The organism is Rhodococcus ruber (assembly GCF_016804345.1).
Classification (GTDB): domain Bacteria; phylum Actinomycetota; class Actinomycetes; order Mycobacteriales; family Mycobacteriaceae; genus Rhodococcus; species Rhodococcus ruber.
This window is the reverse complement of record NZ_CP044211.1, coordinates 4,129,834-4,148,735: the sequence shown is the minus strand read 5'-3', so window position 1 is coordinate 4,148,735 and position 18,902 is coordinate 4,129,834. Positions and strand designations below refer to the sequence as shown.

General features: G+C 72.5%; 2 protein-coding genes. Both read left to right on the top strand.

What is annotated here, in order from left to right:
- Positions 1-90: 90 nt before the first annotated feature.
- Positions 91-12,219: a non-ribosomal peptide synthetase gene (locus F1734_RS19170; RefSeq protein WP_238423982.1), complete on the top strand. Its 12,129-nt coding sequence runs from the start codon at positions 91-93 to the stop codon at positions 12,217-12,219.
- Between the two features lie 595 nt (positions 12,220-12,814).
- On the top strand, positions 12,815-18,616 hold the full coding sequence (locus tag F1734_RS19165; protein WP_203010912.1) for an amino acid adenylation domain-containing protein: 5,802 nt from the start codon (positions 12,815-12,817) through the stop codon (positions 18,614-18,616).
- The last annotated feature ends 286 nt before the right edge of the window (positions 18,617-18,902 follow it).

The following is an 18,902-nucleotide window of genomic DNA, read 5'->3' as shown; positions in this document are numbered from 1 at the left end:
GGTCCGGGCAGAGCGAGGTCCGGGCGCGTGAGGCGGGAGTCGGGGGTGCGGCGCCGGGAACCAGGCCGTTCGCGTAGCCGGGCCGCGCGCGTGGCACCGCTGCCGACTCTGCTGACGTCTGCGGTGGAACAGCGCGGCGACCACCCGGCGGTGGTGTGCGCCGCCGGGGGCGGCTCCCTGTCGTACCGGGAACTGGACGAGACGTCGTCGCGGTGGGCACGGTGGCTGATCGGTCGCGGCGTCGGGCCGGGGGATGCGGTCGCGGTGGCGATACCTCGTTCCCTGGAGTCGGTGCTCGCGCTGTGGGCGGTGGCGAAGTCGGGGGCGACGTTCGTCCCCGTCGATCCGCGCTACCCGTTCGAGCGGGTGGAGTTCATGCTGGCCGACTCCGGCGCGGCCCTGTGCCTGACGGTGAACGACTTCTCCGCCGCCGTGCCCGCCGGGGTCGAACAGGTGCGGCTCGACGACGCGGCGACGGCCGGGCAGGTCCGACAGTTGCCCGGGCATCCGATCTCGTACGCCGACCGGACACGCGCGCTCGAGGGCCTCGACATCGCGTGGATGATCTACACGTCCGGCTCCACGGGCCGCCCCAAGGGGGTGGCGGTCACGCACGCCGGCATCGCCGGCGTGATCTCCGCCGAGCGCGGGCACTACGAGGTCGATGCGGACGCGCGGGTGCTGCACGTGTGCTCGCCGAGCTTCGACGTCTCCCTGCTCGAGTTGCTGACCGGATTCTCCGCGGGTGCGACGGTCGTGGTGGCGCCGGCATCGGTGGGCGGCGGCGCCGACCTGGCCGACGTCCTGGCTGCCGCTGCGGTGACGCACGTGTTCATCACCCCGGCGGCGCTGAGCTCGGTGAATCCCGCGGGGCTGACGGACCTGCGGGTCGTGGTGGCAGCCGGGGAGGCGTTCGGACCGGAACTGGTGAACCGCTGGTCGGCTCCCGGCCGGCGGTTCTTCAACGCGTACGGGCCTACGGAGGCGACGATCCTGGCCACCAGCAGCGCGCCGCTGGTGACCGGCGAGCCGATCACGATCGGCACCCCGATCCCGGGTGTGGGAGCGTACGTCCTCGACGGCCGGTTGCGGCCGGTGCCGCCGGGGGTGGTCGGTGAGCTGTATCTGGCCGGCGCTCAGGTCGCGCGCGGCTACCACCGTCGACCGGGGCTGACGGCGGAGCGGTTCGTGGCCGATCCGTTCGGGTCGGATCCGGGAACCCGGATGTACCGGACGGGGGACCTGGTCCGCCGCGCGGCCGACGGTCCGATCGAGTACCTCGGGCGCAGCGATTTCCAGGTCAAGATCCGCGGGTTCCGGGTGGAACTGGGAGAGATCGACGCCGCGCTGACGGCGCGGCCCGACATCGAGTTCGCGGCGACCCTCGGGAAGGTGCTGCCGTCCGGGGAGGCGGCACTGGTCTCGTACGTGCTGCCGGCGGCCGGAACCCGGCTGGAGGTGCCGGCGGTGCTCGCCGGGCTGGCCGAGACGTTGCCCGCCCACATGGTGCCTGCCCTGGTGACGGTGCTCGACGCGGTGCCGCTCACGCCGGTGGGCAAGCTCGATCGGGCGGCGCTGCCCGAACCGGTGTTCGCCCAACGGGAATACCGGGCGCCGCGCACCCCGGTCGAGGAGACCGTCGCGTCGGTGTTCGCCGAGGTGCTCGGCCGCGAGCGCGTCGGACTGGACGATTCCTTCCTCGAGCTGGGTGGGAATTCCCTGCTGGCGACCCGGTTGGTGGCGCGCCTGGGCGCCGCCCTGGAGACCCGGGTGCCGGTGCCGGTGGTGTTCGCGGCGCCGACCGTGGCCGCGTTGGCGGCGCACCTGGAGTCGGGTAGCCTTGCGGCCCAGTCGGTTCCGTTGACGCCGCGGGAGCGTCCGGACCACGTGCCGCTGTCGTTCGCGCAGCAGCGGATGTGGTTCCTCAATCGGTTCGATCCGACCTCCGCGGCCGACAACATCCCGGTGGCGATCCGGCTGACGGGCCGACTCGACGTCGGTGCCCTGCGAGAGTCCGTGTACGACATCGCAACCCGGCACGAGGTCCTGCGGACCCGGTATCCGGAGCGGGACGGGCTGCCGTACCAGGCGATCGTTCCCGTCGCCGGGTACACGCCCGACTGGGTGTCGGAGTCGGTGCGGCCGACGGATCTGGCGGACCGGATCGCCGACGCGGTGGCCACCGGTTTCGACGTGACCGCCGAAGTGCCGTTCCGGGTGCGGCTGTTCCGCGTCGCGGACGACGAGCACGTGCTCGTGTTCGTGGCACACCACATCAGCGCCGACGGTTGGTCGATGGCGCCGCTGACCCGAGATCTGATGACCGCGTATGCCGCGCGTGCCGCCGGCGGGGAACCCGGATGGGAGCCGCTGCCGCTGCAGTACGCGGACTTCGCGCTGTGGCAGCGCGAGGCGCTCGGATCGGAGGGGGACGCCGGCAGTCCACTCGCGGCGCAGGCGCGGTACTGGCAGCGGGTCCTCGCGGATCTGCCCGAGGAGTTGCACCTGCCGACCGACCGCGCCCGCCCCCCGGTGCAGTCCTTCGCCGGCGGCCGGATCGCCTTCGCCATCGATGCTCCGACGCATCGGCGGGCCGCGGAACTGGCGCGGCAGAACGGGTCGACCCTGTTCATGGTCCTGCACACCGCACTCGCGGTGTTCCTCGCCCGGATGTCGTCGTCGCACGACATCGCCGTGGGTACCGCGGTCGCCGGCCGCGGTGACGCCGCGCTGGACGAGATGGTCGGCATGTTCGTCAACACCCTGGTGTTGCGGACCCGGATCGATCCCGGTTCCGGGTTCGCGGACCACCTCGCACGAGTCCGCGACAGCGACCTCGAGGCGTTCGCCCACGCGGAGATCCCCTTCGAGCGGGTGGTGGAACTGCTCGCGCCGGAGCGTTCGACCGCGCGGCACCCGCTGTTCCAGGTGGCCCTCGCACTCGAGAACCTGCCCCCGGCGGGGCTCGAGCTGCCGGGCCTGAGCCTGGCGGCGGTGCCGTTCGAGGTGACCACCGCGAAGTTCGACCTGTCGCTGACCCTGCGCGAGCACACGGACCTCGACGGGGAACCGGCGGGAATGTCGGCGAAGCTCGTCTTCGCCCGGGATCTGTTCGACGACGAGACGGTGGCCGGATTCGCGCGACGGTTCGTGCGGTTGCTGGCCGGCGCCGTGGCGGAGCCGGCCGTGCCGGTCGGCGACCTCGCGCTCCTCACCGGCGACGAGGCCGCCCGGCTCACGCGGGTCCCGGACGCCGCGCCGGGCGGTGCCCGCACGCTTGCCGAGATCCTGACGGCGGCGGTCTCTCGCAACCCCGAGGCGCCGGCCGTCCGGTACCGGGACCGGACGATCACCTACCGCGAACTCGACGAGTCGTCGTCGCGGCTCGCGCGGGAGCTGGCCGCACGCGGCATCGGCCCCGACGACGTCGTGGCCCTGGCGTTCCCGCGTTCGTACGAGATGGTGCTCGGGGTGTGGGCGGTCGCGAAGGCCGGCGCCGCGCACCTTCCGGTGGACCCGTCCTATCCGGTGGACCGGGTCCGGTACATGCTCGCCGATTCCGGTGCGGCGGTGTGCCTCACCTCCACCGAATACGCCTCCGCGCTGCCCGGATCCGCGGTCCGGCTGGAACTGGACGATCCCGAGTTCGCGCGGGCCGTCGCGGCACGATCCGCCGCCGGGGTGCCCGAGCGCGTACGGCCGCTGTCGGCGCAGCACGCGGCATACGTCATCTACACGTCGGGGTCGACCGGGCAGCCCAAGGGAGTGGTGGTCACCCACGCCGGCCTCGACCCGCTCCTCGAGACCGCCGTGACCCTGTACGGCGTGACGTCGCGGGCGCGCTTCCTGCACGTGTGCTCGCCGAGTTTCGACCCGTCGGTGCTCGAATGGATGGTCGCGTTCTCCCAGGGTGCGACGCTGGTCGTGGTGCCGTCCACGATCGTCGGCGGGCCGGAACTGGCGGAACTGATCCGGGCCGAACGGGTCAGCCACACCATCATCACCCCGGCCGTCCTCGGGACGGTCGATCCGTCGGGCCTCGAGAGCCTCGAGGCCGTATCGGTCGGCGGGGACGTGACCTCGCCGCACCTGCTGGCACGGTGGGCGCCGGGGCGGAAGTACTTCAACGGCTACGGGCCGACCGAGACGACGATCATCTCCTCGTTCGCGCGGCTGCAGCCCGGGCGTCCGGTGACCGTCGGCCGGCCCGTCCCGGGAGTGTCCGCACTGGTGCTCGACTCCCGGCTGCGGCCGGTGCCGACCGGCGTCGTGGGCGAGCTGTACCTGGCCGGGACTGCTCTCGCTCGGGGATACCACCGGCGCAGCGGCCTGTCGGCCGCGCGGTTCGTGGCGAATCCGTTCGGGACGCCGGGCACCCGGATGTACCGAACCGGTGACCTGGTGCGATGGCGCGGCACCGGTGCGGTCGCCGAGCTGGAATACCTCGGGCGCGGCGACTCCCAGGTCAAGCTGCGTGGATTCCGGGTCGAACTCGGCGAGATCGACGCCGCGCTCGAGCGGCATCCGTCGGTCGCGCAGGCGGCGACGGTGCTGCACCCCGATCCGCACGGCGGGGACAGGCTGGTCGGTTACGTCGTCGGCGCCGCCGGCGCCGTGCCCGACCCTGCACACCTGCGCGAGTTCCTCGCCGGGAAGCTGCCGCACCACATGGTGCCCGGCCGTGTCGTCGTGCTCGACGCCCTGCCCCTCACCGGCGGAGGCAAGCTGGACAAGCGGGCACTGCCGGTGCCGCAGCCCGAGTCGACCGAGTACTGCGCCCCGGCGACGGACGACGAGCAGGCGGTCGCAGACGTGTACGGCGCCGTGCTCGGGCTCGAGCGGGTCGGCCGCGCCGACGACTTCTTCGCGCTCGGCGGCAACTCGCTGCTCGCGATGCAGGTCGTCGCGCGGCTCGATGCCGCCCTCGGCGTCCGGGTGCCGGTGCGGACGTTGTTCGAGGCGCCCACGGTGTCGGCCCTGGCGGCGCGGATGGGGGACCCCATCGCCGTCCCGTCCCGGACGCCCCTGCGGCGCCGGCAGCGCCCCGAGCGGATTCCGCTGTCGCTCGCGCAGCGGCGGATGTGGTTCTTCAACCGGTTCGACCCGGACTCCGCCGCCTTCAACATCCCGCTCGTGCTGCGACTGACCGGCGAGCTGGACGTGCCCGCCCTGCAGGCGGCACTGCGCGACCTGCTCGCCCGGCACGAGGCGCTGCGCACCGTCTTCCCCGACTCCGATGCCGGACCGTTCCAGGTGATCGTGCCGGTCGAGGACGTACCGGTCGATCCGGCGCCGCAGGACGTGACCGAGGACGAGCTGCCCTCGCGGATCGCCGCACTCGTCTCCCGCGGCTTCGACGTCACCGCCGCGGTACCCGTCCGGGCGGCCCTGCTGCGCCTCACCGACCGGGACCACGTGCTGGTCGTCGTCGTCCACCACATCGCCGGCGACGGCGGATCCCGGGCCCCGATGGCCCGGGACCTGGCCACCGCGTACCTGGCCCGGAGAGCGGGCGACGAGCCGGCGTGGGAACCCCTGCCCGTCCAGTACGCCGACTACGCACTGTGGCAACAGGATGTGCTGGGATCCGAGGACGACCCCGACTCGCTGCTCTCGCGTCAGATGCACTACTGGACCACGGCGCTGGCGGGCCTGCCGGACCTGCTGGAGCTGCCGACCGACCGCCCGCGGCCCGCCGTGCAGACCGGACGCGGCGCGAGCGTCGACTTCACACTGGACGAGTCGTCGGCCGCCCGGCTCGATCGGCTCTCGCGGGACCACGGGGTGACGTTCTTCATGCTCGTGCACGCCGCGCTCGCGGTCCTGCTGGCCCGCCTGTCCGGTACCGACGACATCCCCGTCGGGGCACAGGTCGCCGGCCGCGGCGAGGAGGCACTGGACGATCTCGTGGGGATGTTCGGCAACACCCTCGTGCTGCGTACCCGGATCGACCCGGACGCCACCTTCGCCGAGATCCTCGCCGCCGTGCGAGAGGTCGACCTCGCCGCGTTCGGCAACCCCGACGTTCCGCTCGAACGTCTCGTGGAGGTCCTCGATCCCGTCCGGTCCACCGCGCATTCGGCGCTGTTCCAGGTGCTGCTCGTGGTGCACAACTTCGCCCGCTCCGAGATCGCACTGCCGGACCTGCAGATCGCGCCGGTCGGAACGCCCCCGGGCGGCGCCAAACTCGACCTCGAGCTCCACCTGACCGAGATGCGCGACGAGCAGGGTCGCCGCGAGGGGATAGCCGGGTCCGTCGTCTACGCCTGTGACCTGTTCGACGAGGGCACCGTGCGGACGTTCGCTGCGAGGCTCGTGTCGATCCTGGAGGTGGCGGCGGCCGATCCGGGCGTTGCGGTCGGCGGCATCGACCTGCGCACGGCGGAGGAACGCGCCCGGCTCGACGAGCTGAACCGGACGGCTGCGCCGCTCGGCGACCGGTCGGTCCTGGACGCGTTCACCCGGCAGGCGCGGCGCACCCCGGACGCGACGGCAGTCGTCTTCGAGGACACCGCGCTGACCTACGCGCAGTTCGCCTCCCGGGTGGACCGGCTCGCACGGCGTCTCGTCGCGTGCGGCGTCGGTCCCGAGCGCCTGGTCGGTGTCCACATGAGCCGATCGGTCGAGATGATGGTCGGCATCTATGCGGTGCTCCGGGCCGGTGGCGGGTACGTGCCGCTCGACCCGGAGCATCCCGCCGAGCGAACGGCGTACGTCCTCGACACCGCCGAGCCGGTGCTGGTACTGACCACGACGCACGACCGGGGCACGCTCCCCGGATCCGTCCCGGTGCTCGTGGTCGACGAATCGGACGTCGCACCGACGCCGGTCACCGAGTTCGCCGACCACGAGCGGCTGGCGCCGCCGCACGAGGCGCACATCGCCTACGTGCTCTACACCTCCGGGTCGACGGGCCGGCCCAAGGGGGTAGCCGTCACCCACGGCGCCGTCGTCAACCAGATGACCTGGATGCGCGAACGCTACGACTTCGGCGTCGGGGACACGGCTCTGCAGAAGACCCCTGTCACGTTCGACGCGTCGGTGTGGGAGCTGTTCTTCCCGTTGCAGGTCGGTGCACGCCTCGTGATCGCGGCACCGGGAGGCCATCGCGACCCGGACTACCTGGCCCGTCTCTCGCAGCAGTGGGCCGTCGGCATCCTCGAGTTCGTCCCGACGATGCTCGCCCTGTTCCTCGCGGATCCCGACCTCGAACTTCCGGCGACGCTCAGGTATCTGTCCGTCGGTGGCGAGGCGCTGCCCGCCGAGCTCGCGGCACGATTCGCGGAACGCTCGGATGCGCTGCTGGACAACACGTACGGTCCGACCGAGGCGACCGTCACCGCGACCGTGCTGCGGTGCGACGGACGTCGCGGCGATGCCGGCACCGTTCCGATCGGCCACCCGATCCGCAACACCACCGCCTACGTTCTCGACGGGCGGCTGAACCCGGTGCCGATCGGGGTGCCGGGGGAGCTGTATCTCGGTGGGGTGCAACTTGCCCGTGGCTACCACGGCCGACCGGATCTGTCCGCGGAACGGTTCGTCGCGCACCCCGGCGGGGCGCGGATGTACCGCACCGGCGACCGGGTCCGATGGTTGCCGGACGGAACCCTCGAATTCCTGGGCCGCAACGACTTCCAGGTGAAGGTGCGCGGCCTGCGAATCGAGCTGGGGGAGATCGAGGCGGCACTCCTGGCGCAGCCGGAGATCGCGCAGGCCGCCGTGACCGTCCACGACGGGACCCACGGTGCGCAGCTCACCGCGTACGTCGTGCCGGCGGACGGTGCCGCGGTCGACGGTGCCACCGTTCGTGCGGCCGTGGGACGCGTGCTGCCGCGGTACATGGTGCCCGACGTGGTGACCGTGCTCGGGACGCTCCCGCTCACCACCTCCGGGAAGGTGGATCGCCGAGCCCTGCCCGAACCCGTCCCGGCCGTCCGGGAGTTCCGCCCGCCCGCCACCGCGGTCGAAAGGACCGTCGCCTCGGTGATCGGGGAGGTGCTCGGCGCGGAGCGACTCGGTCTCGACGACGACTTCTTCGCGCTCGGCGGGAATTCGCTGATCGCCACGCGCGTCGTCGCCCGGCTCGGGGCGGCGCTGCACGCGTCGGTCCCCGTGCGCGTGATCTTCGAGGCGTCGACGATCGAGTCGCTGGCGGCAGCCGTGGAACGCCGCATCGGGTCCGGCGGCTCGCCCGCCCTGGCCGCCCGGCCGCGTCCGGAACGGATTCCGCTGTCGCCCGCCCAGCAGCGGATGTGGTTCCTCAGCCGGTTCGAGGCGACCGCCGCGGCCTACAACATTCCGATGGCAGTGCGGCTGACCGGGCGACTCGATCGGGCGGCGCTGCAGTCGGCGATCGCCGACGTCGTCGCCCGCCACGAGGTCCTCCGGACCTTCTACCCCGAGGTCGACGGGGTGCCGGTCCAGCAGATACTGCCCGCCGGCGCCGGTGCGCCCGCCCTGGACCCGACGGACGTCGACGAACCGGCACTCCGCGCCGCCGTCCGGTCGGCGGCGGCGACCCGGTTCGATGTCACCGGGTCCGTGCCGGTCCTCGTGCGGCTGTTCCGGTTGTCCCCGGCCGAACACGTCCTGCTCGTCGTGGTGCACCACATCGCAGCGGACGGATACTCCGTGGCGCCGCTCGTCCGTGATCTGGCCCACGCGTACAGCGCGCGCCAGGCGGGCCGCGAACCTGCGTGGCAGCCACTTCCCGTGCAGTACGCGGACTACACCCTGTGGCAGCGGGACCTGTTGGGCAGCGAAACCGACCCGGCGTCGCGTGTCTCCCGCCAGCTCGCCTTCTGGGCCGACGAACTGGCCGGTCTGCCCGACCAGTTGCCGGTGCCCACGACCCGGCCGCGGCCCCCGGTTCAGTCCTACCGGGGCGACCGGGTTCCCGTCACGATCGATGCGGACCTGCACGGCAGGGTGGCGGCACTCGCGGCGGCAACGAGGACGACGCCGTTCACCGTCGTGCACGCCGCCTTCGCGGTGCTGCTGGCCCGGCTGTCCGGCACCGAGGACGTCGCCGTGGGCACCCCGGTGGCCGGCCGAGGCGAGGCAGCCCTCGACGACCTGATCGGGATGTTCGTGAACACCCTCGTGTTCCGGACGCGGGTCGACCCGGCCGCCTCCTTCACTTCGCTGCTCGCGCAGGCCCGGGAGAAGAACCTCCAGGCCCTGGCCCACGCGGACGTCCCGTTCGAACAGCTCGTCGAGGCGCTGGCGCCGGCCCGGTCCATGGCGCGGCATCCGCTGTTCCAGGTGGGCCTGTCGTTCCAGAACCTCGGAGCGGTCGATTTCGAACTCCCCGGCCTGACGGCGGCCCGGGTCGACGTCACAGGGGAGATCGCCCAGTTCGACCTGCACCTGATCGTCGGTGACAGCTACGCGGCGGACGGGACGCCGGCGGGGATCGGCGGGCATCTGTCGTACGCCACCGATCTCTTCGACGGCCACGCGGCGGCGTCCGTCGCGGACCGGTTCGTCCGGATCCTGGGCGAACTGGTCTCGGCTCCCGACCGCGCGGTCGGCGACGCCGATCTCCTCGTCGACGGGGAACGACAGGCGCTGCTCGAGGCCGCGAACGACACCCGCGTCGACAGTCCGGGCGGCGACCGTGCGGGCGGCGACTGTGCGGTCGGCGACTGCTTGCCCGATCTGCTCCGGCGCCAGGTACGCGAACGCCCGGACGAGGTCGCGCTCGTCGGGGACAGGGTGCAGTTGACGTACGGTGAACTCGGCGACCGCGTCGCCCGGCTGGCCCGCGCGCTGGTGGCGGTGGGTGTCGGGCCGGAGGTCCGGGTCGGTCTGCTGATTCCCGGATCGGTGGAGCTCGTCGTCGCGATGTACGCGGTGTCCGCCGCCGGGGGCGCGTACGTTCCGCTCGATCCGTCGCTTCCGGCCGCACGGCTGGTGCGCATGGTCGCGGCGGCGCGGCCGGCGACGGTGCTCGTGTCCGCGGCATCCGCCGGCGTCGCGAGCGAGGTGGTGCCGGAGCCGGTCCGGGTTCTCGATGTCTCGAGGGTGGATCTGTCGCAGCACTCGGCGGCCCCGGTGACCGACGCGGACAGGACTGCGCCGCTGCATCCCGCGAACCTCGCCTACATCTTGTTCACGTCGGGATCGACGGGTGTGCCCAAGGGCGTGGCGGTGGACCACGGCGCGGTGGTCAACCAGTTGCGTTGGCTGCATGCGGAGTTCGAGTTCGGTCCGGGGGAGGTGACGGTACAGCGGACCGTGGCCACGTTCGACCTGTCGGTGTGGGAGTTCTGGGGCGCCACGACATGCGGCGGCCGGCTGGTGGTTGCCGATCCCGAGTCCCGCCGCGATCCGGACCGCCTGCTCGCGCTCGTCGAACGCGAAGCCGTCACGACGCTGTACCTGGTTCCCTCACTGCTGAGCGCCCTGATCTCTGGTGCAGGCGGAGAGCTGCCCACCTCGGTGCGACGGGTGCTCTCGATCGGGGAGACGCTCCCGGGGGCTGTCGCCGGGGCGTGCCGCCGGTCGAGCCGGGCGGAACTCGTCAATCTTTACGGACCCACCGAGGCGGCCGTGTCGGTCACGGCACACCGGGTCACGGCGGCGGACGCCGACCAGGTGCCGATCGGGTTGCCCGAGTGGAACACCCGCGTCTATGTACTCGACCGGCGCCTGCGCCCCGTGCCCACCGGAGTGACCGGTGAGCTCTATCTGGCGGGCCGGCAGCTCGCGCGGGGATACAGCGGAAGCCCCGGGGTGACCGCGGACCGGTTCGTTGCCGACCCCTTCGGGGCCGGGGGACGGCTGTACCGCACCGGCGATCTGGCCCGGTGGACCGCTGAGGGAGTCCTCGAGCACGTCGGGCGTGGCGACTCCCAGGTCAAGCTTCGCGGATTCCGGATCGAGCTCGGCGACATCGAGGCCGCGCTGCTGCGCCTGCCCATCGTGTCGGCCGCGGTCGCGACGGTGCATCAGGACGCGGCGACCGGCGCGCGGATCGTCGCGTATGTCGTTGCTGCACAGAACGAATCGGACTTCGATGCGACGTCCCTACGCAGCGAGCTCGCGGACGAACTGCCGAACTACATGGTGCCGGCTTCGATCGTGCGCCTGGACCGGCTCCCCGTCGGGGCGACGGGCAAGGTCGATCGTGGCGCGCTGCCCGTGCCGATGCCCGCGCGGGCGTCCTACCGGGCTGCGGCGACGCCGGTCGAGCGCGCGGTTGCGCAGGTGTTCGCGGACGTCCTCGCCGCGGACCGGGTCGGATCCGACGACGACTTCTTCGTTCTCGGCGGGTCGTCCCTCGTGGCCGTGCGGGTGACCCGTGAGCTCACCCGCCGACTCGATCGTCCGATCCCGCTCGAATGGGTGTTCGCTCATCCGGCGGTGGCCGACCTGGCGGCCCGGATCGAGCGGTCGGCGGACGAGGAGCCGGCGGCAAGCGGAGGCTCCGACTCGGCCCTGGCCGTGCTGCTGCCGCTGCGCGAGGGCGACGAGGGGCGCGATCCGGTGTTCTTCGTGCACCCGGTGATCGGGCTCGCCTGGAGTTTCGCATCGCTCGCCCGGTACGTCGAGCCGGGCCGCCCGGTCTACGGATTGCAGTCCCCGGCACTGTCGGGCGAGTCGGATCTCCCCGATTCGATCGCGTCCTGGGCGGGCCGGTACGTCTCGGAGGTCCGGCGGGTCCACCCGGACGGTCCCTTCCATCTGGTGGGGTGGTCCCTCGGCGGAGTGATCGCGCACGAGATGGCGGTCCAGCTCCAGCGGGCCGGACTCGAGGTCGGTTCGCTCGTGCTCCTCGACTCCTCCCTGCCCGACGCCGTGCGCTCCTCGGTCGATCCGGTCTCGGTGGCGGCAGTGGCCCTGAATGCGAGCCACGGTGGCGGACCCGGTGGGGTCGAGGACGGTCTCGAGGTGCTCGCCGACGACATCGACCCGGATCTGTCGGCGTCCGTCCTGACGAGCATCGAGCGCTCGTTCGATGCGCTCGAGGGGCATGTTCCGGGCCGGTACGAGGGGCGCATGCTGTTCGTCGGCGCCGCGTCGCAGGCCGGGCCGGACGCGGACTCGGGCCGGGACTGGGCGCCCTACGTCGCGGACGAGGTGCATCGGCACGACCTTTCCGTCTCGCACTGGGAGATGACCGGGCCGAGGGCGTGTACTCGTCTCGGACCGCTGTTGGCAGGCTGGACGTCGGACGGTTCCTGCCCGGAATGCGGGTGTGCCGCGCGCTGACTCGTGGGGGTGCGGCATTCCGCGGGCGTGGCCTGCGCGCGCCCGCTGTGTCCGAGGTCACGTCGGACGCCGAAAGTGAATTGTCCAATCGGTGGACGAACCGGGGACGGTGTCGGCACCGGCCGGGTGGCGACCGAGACTGCCGGATCGAATTGCCGGATCGACACGGGCGTCTCCCGCCGTGCGTTCCGCGTCTCTTTCCGAAACCACAGGTGACGGGTCTGCCCCGGCGGGGAGGCGGAGGCTTGCGGGCGCCGCTCACGCGTGGGGCGACTCCGGAACGGCGCTGCGGCGTGCGACGAATCGGGCATCCGCACGGGCCGCGCGGGCACGGCCGGGCGCTGTCCGGAATGCCGGTCTACCTGCCGGTAACTTAGTTACTGGACGTACGAACAGGTGGCACGGTTTGTTTTCGTGTGGAATGGTGGCGAAGTGCTCTCGAGCCGGGAATCGTCGGGGTTCCGGTGCGCGAGACGACAGCGAAGCGGTGTCCGTCGGGGAGGGCGGGTGTCGCCGCAGTTCGTGACACCCCGACCGTGATCGGAACCGGTATGCGCACGCGCACAACGGATCCGGAATTCGGAGGGGACAGCCGATGAAGGTGATCGACCGAACCGCCCGTGGGAAGCTCCGCGCTTCGCGGCGCCGGCCGCCCACGACGATGCTGCCGCACCTGCTGTCGGCCGCCGTCGAACGCGACCCCGGCGCCCCGGCCCTCACAGCCGGGGAACACATCCTCACCTATCGGGAGGCCGACGCCGAATCGTCCCGGCTCGCGCGCCTGCTCATTGCCCGGGGCCTCGGCCCCGAGGACCGCGTCGCGGTGCTCCTCACCCGCTCGATCCGGTCCGTTCTCGCCGTCTGGGCGGTGGCCAAAGCCGGCGCCGCGTTCGTCCCGGTGGACCCGCTCTACCCGGCCGATCGCGTCCGGTACATGCTGTCGGACTCCGACGCCCGTCTCGCCCTCACGGTGGGCGCACACCGAGGGGTCGTTCCCGACGGGTTCGACACCGTCGTCCTGGACGAGCCCGAGGTCCGGAGGGAACTCGACGCCTGCCCGGCAGACCCGCTCACCTTCGTCGACCGCGTACGCCCGCTGCGCGCCGAGCATCCCGCATACATCATCTACACCTCGGGCTCGACGGGACACCCGAAAGGGGTGGTGGTCACCCACACCGGACTCGCGGCCTTCTGCGCCGAACAGGTCGAGCGCTACCAGCTCACCCCCGCCGCCCGCACCCTGCATTTCGCGTCCCCCAGCTTCGACGCGTCGGTGCTCGAACTGTTGCTCGCCGTCGGATCCGGATCGACGATGGTCGTCGCGCCGCCGTCCGTGTACGGCGGCGACGAACTGGCCGAGCTGCTGCGGAGGGAACGGGTCACCCACGCGTTCGTGACGCCGGCCGCCCTCGCGTCGGTGGATCCCACCGGACTGGACGACCTGGAGACGGTGGTGGTCGGCGGCGAGGCGTGCCCTCCGGATCTGGTGGCGCGCTGGGCGCCCGGCCGCCGGTTCCACAACGGGTACGGGCCCACCGAGACCACGATCATGACCAACATCTCCGGGCCGCTCGAGCCCGGGGAACCCGTCACCATCGGCAGGCCCGTTCGTGAAGCCGCTGCCCAGATCCTCGACACCCGCCTGCGGCCCGTGCCGGCAGGCACGGCCGGCGAGCTGTACCTGACCGGATCCGGCCTCGCCCGCGGGTATCACGATCGCCCCGGACTGACGGCCACCCGCTTCGTCGCCGCCCCCGGCGGCGCCCGGCGGTACCGCACCGGCGACCTGGTGCGGTCCCCGCGTTCGGCGCGAGAAGGCATCACGTACCTGGGCCGCAACGACTTCCAGGTCAAGGTGCGTGGCTTCCGCATCGAGCTCGGCGAGATCGACGCGGCATTCGCCGCGCATCCCACCGTCGACTTCGCCGCCACCGTCGGTCGCCGGGGCGCGACGGGGGACACCCGCCTCGTCACGTACGTGCACGCCACCGCCGGTTCCGCGATCGACGTCGCCGTGCTCACCGCGTTCGTCGCCGAGCGGTTGCCGGCCCACATGATCCCGTCGTCGGTGATCGCGCTGGAGACCATCCCGCTCACGCCCGTGGGCAAGCTCGACCGGGCGGCTCTGCCCGAGCCCGAGATCGCGTCGGCTCCGTACCGAGCGCCGGCCTCCGCCGCGGAGGTGGCCGTCGCGGAGGCGTTCGGCGACGTGCTCGGGGTGCAGCGGGTCTCGGTCCACGACGACTTCTTCGACCTCGGCGGCAACTCGCTGCTCGCCACGCGCGTGATCGGCCGGATCAGGGCAGCGCTCGGCGTCACCGTCTCGGCCGCCGACCTGTTCGACGCCACCACGGTCGAGGCGCTCGCAGCCCGGGTGGCGGCCGCGCCGACGGCCGCCCGCGCCCTGCAGCCGCGCCGCCCGCGACCCGATCGGATCCCGCTCTCTCCCGCGCAGCAGCGCATGTGGTTCCTCAACCGCCTCGACCCGGACTCGGCGGTGTTCAACATCCCGCTCGCCGTCCGGTTGTCCGGCGGGCTCGACGTCGACGCGATGCGAACGGCGGTGCGGGACGTCGTCGCGCGGCACGAGACGCTCCGGACGGTGTACCCCGAGGTCGACGGCGTCGGCGAGCAGCGCATCCTCGACGTCGGCGACGTCCCGCTCGACCTCGGGCCCGAGGACGCGACCGACTCCGACGCCCCGGCCCGGCTCGCCGGTTTCGTGGGAAGGCGGTTCGACGTCACCGGAGAGGTTCCCGTACGAGCCCGGCTCTTCCGCCTCGCCGACCACGAGCACGTGCTTGCCGTGGCCCTCCACCACATCGCCGGGGACGGCTCGTCGCTGGGTCCGCTCGTCCGGGACCTCGTCACCGCCTACACTGCACGCTCGACGGGCCGGGAACCGGCGTGGGAACCGCTGCCCGTCCAGTACGCCGACTACACCCTGTGGCAGCTCGACGCCCTCGGCGATGAGGACGATCCCCGCTCGGGGACGGCTCGGCAGCTGGCCTACTGGCGGCGCGCCCTCGACGGCATCCCCGAACACCTCGAACTCGCCACGGACCGGCCCCGGCCCGCCGTCGTCGGTCATGCGGGGGACCGGGTCTCGGCGCACGTCGACGAGGCCACCTACGACGCGATCAGCGCGCTCGCCCGCGAGCGCGGCGTGACACCCTTCATGGTGCTGCACGCCGTCCTCGCGGCGCTGCTGGCGCGAGTGTCGAACACGCACGACGTCGTCGTCGGCACGCCCGTCGCGGGGCGCACGGCCCCCGAACTCGACGGGCTGATCGGCATGTTCGTCAACATGCTCGCCCTGCGGACCGACGTCGACGCCGCCGACTCGTTCGCGACACTGCTCGAGCAGGTCCGCGACACCGACCTGCACGCGTTCGCGCACGCCGACGTCCCCTTCGAACGCCTCGTGGAGGTGCTCGATCCGGTCCGGTCCACCGCACGCCACCCGATCTTCCAGGTCGGGTTCTCCTACCAGAACTTCGCCCGGGAAGCCCTCGAGCTGCCGGGCCTGCGGATCACTCCGGTCGAGAGCGATTCGTACGCAGCGCGTTTCGATCTGCACGTCACGGTGGTCGATCACGCCGTGGGCGGCGGCCCGGGCGGTTTCGACATCGAATTCGGTTACGCCACCGACCTGTTCGACGCACCGTCGGTCCGGCGTCTGCTCGCGCGGTATCTGCGGATACTCCGGGCGGTCGTCGACGACCCCGCTGCCGTCGTCGGCGACATCGACCTGCACGACTCTGCGGAACTGGCCGAGATGATGCGGGCATGGGAAGCCGAACAGGCCGACCTCTCCGCGGGCCGGACCCTCGTCGACCTGTTCGACGAGCAGGTCGCGGCCACCCCGGACGCCCCCGCCCTCGTGTTCCGCGGCGGCACCCTCACGTATCGGGACTTCGACGCGCGCGTCAACCGGCTCGCCCGTCACCTCGTGACCCAGGGTGTGGGGCCCGAATCCACAGTGGCTCTCTGTATCCGGCGTTCGGTCGACCTCGTGGTGGCGATGTACGCCGTCGCCAAGGCCGGCGGCGCCTACCTGCCGCTGGACCCCGACCACCCCGCGGCCCGCAACCGGTACATCCTCGACGCGGCGGCCCCGCAGTGCGTGCTGTCGACCACCGCCGACCGGGTCGACGCCCTGGCGGGCCGGAGGGTGCTCGACGTCGACCGCCTCGACGTGGGCGACCTCGATCCCGCGCCGCTCGCCGACACCGACCGGCGTGCGCCGCTGCGCGCCGCGAACACGGCGTACGTCATCTACACCTCCGGATCGACCGGACGCCCGAAGGGCGTGGCCGTGCCGCACGAGGCGATCGTCAACCAGATCGCCTGGAAGCGGGCGCACTACGATCTCGGTCCCGACGACGCGGTCCTGCTCAAGACGGCCGCGACCTTCGACCTGTCGGTGTGGGAGTTCTGGTCCGCACTCACGTGCGGCGCCCGGCTGGTGATCGCCGCCCACGACGGGCACCGCGACCCGTCCTACCTCAACGACCTGATCCGCCGCGAGAAGGTCACGATCCTGCACGTGGTGCCGTCGATGCTCGAGGCGCTGCTCGAGGACTCGGCCGGCACGCTGCCCGGCACCCTGCGCCGCGTCCTCGCCATCGGCGAGGTACTGCCCGCCCCGACGGCGCGACGCACGCTCGGCGCCTCGAAGGCGGACCTGGTGAACCTGTACGGCCCGACGGAAGCCGCGGTCTCGGTGACCGCGCACGCGGTCACCGCCCCGACGCACACCTCCGTGCCCATCGGCGATCCCGTCCCCAACACCCAGACGTTCGTCCTCGACGAACGGATGCATCCCGTGCCGCCGGGCGTGGCCGGTGAGCTGTACCTCGCCGGCGTGCAGCTCGCCCGCGGATACCTGGGCCGTCCCGGCCTGACCGCCGAGCGGTTCGTCGCCAACCCCTTCGGTGCGCCCGGCACCCGCCTCTACCGCACCGGGGACGTGGTGCGCTGGCGCATCGACGGCGACGACCCCGGCCGCGGCACCCTGGAGTATCTCGAGCGCGCCGACTTCCAGGTCAAGGTGCACGGGTTCCGGATCGAGCTCGGCGAGATCGAGGCCGCGCTGCGCGCCCAGCCGTCGGTCCGCGACGCCGCGGTCGCCGTCCACGGCGGGGACCGGCTGGTGGCCTTCGTGGTTCCGGCCGCCGGGCGGATCGACGTGGCCCGCCTCCGCGCGGCGCTCGCCGAGACCCTGCCCTCCTACATGGTGCCCGCCGGCGTCGTCACCCTCGATGCGCTACCGCTGAACCCGCACGGCAAGCTCGACCGTGCGGCGCTCCCCGAGCCGGTGATCGCCCCGCGGCACCACCGCCCGCCGCGCACTCCGCTCGAGACGGAGGTCGCCGCCGCCTACCGCGAGGTTCTCGGGCCGGCGGGGGACGCCGGCGGGTTCCGAGTCGGTCTCGACGACGACTTCTTCGACCTCGGCGGCACGTCGCTGAGCGCGGTGCGGGTGATCGCCCGGCTGCGCGAACGCACGAACCTGCCGGTGTCGTTGCAGTGGATGTTCCTCACCCCGACCGTCGCAGCCCTCGCCGCCCGGATCGAGGGATCCGCCGGCGACCCGGGTGATCACACCGCCGGGTTCGACGCGGTGCTGACGTTGCGCCCGGGCGGTGCCGCCGAGCCGGTGTTCTGCATCCATCCGGTGATCGGTCTGTCGTGGAGCTTCGCGGGCCTGGCCCGCCACCTCGACCCCGAGCGGCCCCTCTACGGTCTGCAGTCGCCGGCCCTGAGCGACGACGAACCGCTGCCCGAGAGCATCGACGCGTGGGCCGCGGGGTACGTGGAGCGGATCCGGCGGATCCAGCCCGCCGGCCCCTATCATCTGGTCGGCTGGTCGCTCGGCGGCATCATCGCCCACGCCGCCGCGGTCCGGCTGCGGGCGGACGGCCACGAGGTCGCCACCCTCGCCCTGCTCGACGCGCACCCACCGGGTGCCCCCACCGAGACGGTCCCGTCCGCGGTCACCGTCGCCGACCTGCTCGGCGCGATCGGAACCGACGTCGGGGCCGGCCTCGACTCGGCGCAGTTCACTCCCGAGCAGGCACTGGAACTGGTCGCCGACCTGCCGGCCCCGTTCGACGCGCTGACCCTGCCCCGCCTCGAGCGCATCTTCGAAGGCGTGCGCCGGTCCTACCGGCTGCTCGCGGAGCACCGGCCCGCCCGCTTCGACGGGGACCTGCTGTTCTTCGCCGCGGGCGAGGACGGAACCTCGGCTGCCCGCGCCCCGCAGTGGCGGACGCATGTCGCCGGCACGCTGGCGGTCGAATCGGTCCAGGCCACCCACTGGAAGATGACGTCGCAGGAGGCCCTCGCCCGGATCGGTCCCGTGCTCGACCGCTGGATCGAGGGTGCCCGCTGACCCGTACCGCTCGTCGTCCTCCCGGTGGACGCGGAGTGTGATCCGCGCCCGACCCCCCGGTTTCGACCGTAACAAAGCCCCGGACACCCCGATGGTCTAATGGGGCTGGCGCGTGCCGCCCTGCACTGTCGTGTGCAGGGGGTGACGGCCGGGACGAAGAGGGATACGCGAGGTGGATGATGCTGGGTGTGCACGCGCAGGACGACCGGCGACGGAGCACGCGGGGATGAGTGTCGACGGTTCGGGGGACCGACGACCGGACGACTCACGAGGCCGCCGGCCGGCC

Excerpts from the sequence above, each read along its gene's own strand:
- F1734_RS19165 (WP_203010912.1), top strand. The coding sequence starts at position 12,815 with ATGAAGGTGATCGACCGAACCGCCCGTGGGAAGCTCCGCGCTTCGCGG.